Source organism: Ruegeria sp. BHSB058 (assembly GCF_059613285.1).
The window spans coordinates 1-2,713 of record NZ_JBXWSF010000164.1 but is presented as its reverse complement, the minus strand read 5'-3'; the positions used below and the strand labels follow the sequence as shown (position 1 = coordinate 2,713).

Genomic DNA, 2,713 nt, shown 5'->3' with positions numbered 1-2,713 from the left:
CGCTGCCGAACAAGATCGAGAAGTTCACGGTTCTCCGTGGCCCTCACGTTGACAAGAAATCCCGCGACCAGTTCGAGATCCGCACGCACAAGCGTCTGCTCGACATCGTTGATCCGACCCCCCAGACCGTTGATGCGCTGATGAAGCTCGACCTCGCTGCTGGTGTGGACGTCGAGATCAAGCTGCAGTCGTAAGATCGGAGGGTATTTAATATGCGTTCCGGTATTATCGCAAAAAAAGTTGGCATGACCCGCCTGTTCATGGAAGACGGCAAGCAGATTCCTGTGACCGTTCTTCACCTGGACGGCCTGCAGGTCGTTGCACAGCGCACCGCTGACAAAGACGGCTATACCGCCGTTCAGCTGGGCGCCGGCGCTGCCAAGGCAAAACGCACCTCCAAGGCCATGCGCGGCCACTACGCCGCTGCCAAGGTCGAACCCAAGCGCAAGCTGGCCGAGTTCCGCGTCTCCGAAGATGGCCTGATCGAAGTGGGCGCCGAAATCTCGGCCGAACACTTCCTGGCTGGCCAGAAGGTTGACGTGTCGGGCACCTCGATCGGTAAAGGCTTTGCCGGTGCCATGAAGCGCCACAACTTCGGTGGTCTGCGCGCCTCGCACGGTGTGTCGATCAGCCACCGTTCGCACGGCTCGACCGGTCAGTGTCAGGACCCGGGCAAGGTGTTCAAAGGCAAGAAGATGGCCGGTCACATGGGTGCTGCCCGTGTTACCACCCAGAACCTCGAAGTGGTGAAAACCGATGCCGAGCGTGGCCTCGTCTTCATCAAGGGTGCCGTTCCGGGCCCGAAGTCGGGCTGGGTCACCGTCAAGGACGCCGTCAAGAAGAAAGCGCCCGAAGGCCTGCCGTTCCCGGCTGCGCTGAAAGGTGCCGCAACCGAAGCACCGGCGGAAGAAGCGCCCGCGGAAGGTGGTGAAGCATGAAACTTGATGTAATCAAACTGGACGGCGGCAAGGCAGGCGACATCGAACTGTCCGAAGACCTGTTCGGCCTGGAGCCGCGCGCGGACATCCTGCACCGTGTGGTCCGTTGGCAGCGCAACAACGCGCAGGCCGGCACCCACAAGGTCAAGACCCGCTCGGAAACCAGCTACTCGACCAAGAAGATCTATCGCCAGAAGGGCACCGGTGGCGCACGCCATGGTGACCGCAACGCGCCGATCTTCCGCAAGGGTGGCATCTACAAGGGTCCGACCCCGCGTTCGCACGGCCACGACCTGCCCAAGAAGTTCCGCAAGCTTGGCCTGCGCCACGCTCTGTCGGCCAAAGCCAAGGCAGGTGAACTGGTCGTGATCGAAGACGCCGCATCCGAGGGCAAGACCGCCGCTCTGGCCAAGCAGGTTGCAAACCTGGGCTGGAAGCGCGCTCTGGTCATCGACGGCGCCACCGTGAACGAAGGTTTCGCCCGCGCAGCCCGCAACATCGAAGGCCTGGATATCCTGCCGTCGATGGGCGCAAACGTCTATGACATCCTCAAGCGTGACACCCTGGTGCTCACCAAAGCGGCTGTCGAAGCACTGGAGGCTCGACTGAAATGAGTGCCAAGGCAGAACATTACGACGTGATCCGCAAGCCGATCATCACCGAAAAGTCGACCATGGCATCTGAGAATGGCGCGGTTGTCTTTGAAGTGGCGATCGACAGCAACACGCCGCAGATCAAAGAGGCCGTCGAGGCGCTGTTTGGTGTGAAGGTCAAGGCGGTGAACACCACCGTGACCAAAGGCAAGGTCAAGCGGTTCCGCGGCCAGCTGGGTCGTCGGAAAGACGTCAAAAAAGCCTATGTGACCCTGGAAGAGGGCAACACCATCGACGTGTCCACCGGTCTCTGACCGAACCCGTCCTTGGAGAGAGATAAAAGCCCCCGCGAAAGCGGGGGTTTTTTCTTTGGTTAGATAGTTAATCTTGGGCCAAACGAAACCGAGCGGCTCATGCTACCCGGCTCCGGTCGGTGTCGCTCAACTTGCGAGACAGTTGTTTGCCTTGTTGGCTTGCGCCTCGGTAACGCCGCGCTCCGGTTCTACGGTTTGCTTGATCTGATTGTCCGATAGCGTTGTTGTCACAGCAAACTCTGTCGTTATTCCTGCTGCTTTGATGCATTGAGAAAGTTTGTTCTGCGAGGCTTCAATCTCTTCTTTTGTGCGAACGCCTGAACATGCAGCTACTAGTCCAAGGGCAACTATTGGAAACAACAATTTTTTCATAGCCTGTACTCTTTCTTCTTTGGTTGGCCATTTCCCACAGTTCGAAATCCAGTGTGGAATTCTGGTGTCAAAGTTTGTCGGTGCATGATTTCAAAGCGGTCGCTTCTTCAACTGACAACTTCGTTCCCGGTGGATCGGTTTTGAGAGATCTTTCACCAGAAGGTGACGTCACGACGATGAGTTTCGTTTCCAACCCCGTCTGCTGGCGACAATAGTCAATTGTTTTTTGATCCGGAATCTCGTAACCACTGCACGCACCCAGAAGAAATAGGCCGCAAGCCCCGGATACCGATAAAGCGCTTATTCTCATATTGTCCTCATTTTTGAATTAGCGATCAAGTCCTTAAAGCGGAAGATCGCAAGGTGCAATGCCGCCAAGGTTGAGCGGAGCCTCTCCGGATTGGAAAGGTTCAGTAATAGATGCCAAATGATCACACGCCGCAGATCAAAGAGGCCGTCGAGGCGCTGTTTGGTGTGAAGGTCAAGGCGGTGAACA

At 57.3% G+C, this 2,713-nt stretch carries 6 protein-coding genes; 4 read left to right on the top strand and 2 right to left on the bottom strand.

Going from position 1 to position 2,713, the window contains the following annotated elements; genetic code table 11:
• From rpsJ to AC2FNB_RS20945, 4 genes are all read left to right on the top strand, one after another.
• Window positions 1–194: 30S ribosomal protein S10 (gene rpsJ, locus AC2FNB_RS20960; RefSeq protein ID WP_496748667.1), on the top strand; the 194-nt coding region annotated here is incomplete at its 5' end.
• Between the two features lie 18 nt (window positions 195–212).
• Window positions 213–938 carry a 50S ribosomal protein L3 gene (gene rplC, locus AC2FNB_RS20955; RefSeq protein ID WP_480750431.1) on the top strand — a complete coding sequence of 242 codons (726 nt, stop codon included), beginning with the start codon at window positions 213–215 and terminating at the stop codon, window positions 936–938.
• Window positions 935–1,552 carry a 50S ribosomal protein L4 gene (rplD, locus tag AC2FNB_RS20950; protein WP_480750430.1) on the top strand — a complete coding sequence of 206 codons (618 nt, stop codon included), beginning with the start codon at window positions 935–937 and terminating at the stop codon, window positions 1,550–1,552. The genes rplC and rplD overlap by 4 nt, the downstream gene beginning before the upstream one ends.
• Window positions 1,549–1,845: a 50S ribosomal protein L23 gene (locus AC2FNB_RS20945; protein ID WP_496748666.1), complete on the top strand. Its 297-nt coding sequence runs from the start codon at window positions 1,549–1,551 to the stop codon at window positions 1,843–1,845. The genes rplD and AC2FNB_RS20945 overlap by 4 nt, the downstream gene beginning before the upstream one ends.
• Before the next feature lie 126 nt (window positions 1,846–1,971).
• Here the strand turns inward: AC2FNB_RS20945 and AC2FNB_RS20940 are convergent, their stop codons facing one another.
• Both AC2FNB_RS20940 and AC2FNB_RS20935 read right to left on the bottom strand, forming a co-directional pair.
• Entirely contained in the window at window positions 1,972–2,217 is a 246-nt protein-coding gene (locus tag AC2FNB_RS20940) for a hypothetical protein (RefSeq protein ID WP_496748665.1), read from the bottom strand.
• Between the two features lie 306 nt (window positions 2,218–2,523).
• On the bottom strand, window positions 2,524–2,713 hold a 190-nt coding region (locus AC2FNB_RS20935; protein ID WP_496748664.1), incomplete at its 5' end, for a hypothetical protein.

Excerpts from the sequence above, each read along its gene's own strand:
- rplC (WP_480750431.1), top strand. The coding sequence starts at position 213 with ATGCGTTCCGGTATTATCGCAAAAAAAGTTGGCATGACCCGCCTGTTC.
- AC2FNB_RS20940 (WP_496748665.1), bottom strand. The coding sequence starts at position 2,217 with ATGAAAAAATTGTTGTTTCCAATAGTTGCCCTTGGACTAGTAGCTGCA.
- AC2FNB_RS20945 (WP_496748666.1), top strand. The coding sequence starts at position 1,549 with ATGAGTGCCAAGGCAGAACATTACGACGTGATCCGCAAGCCGATCATC.
- rplD (WP_480750430.1), top strand. The coding sequence starts at position 935 with ATGAAACTTGATGTAATCAAACTGGACGGCGGCAAGGCAGGCGACATC.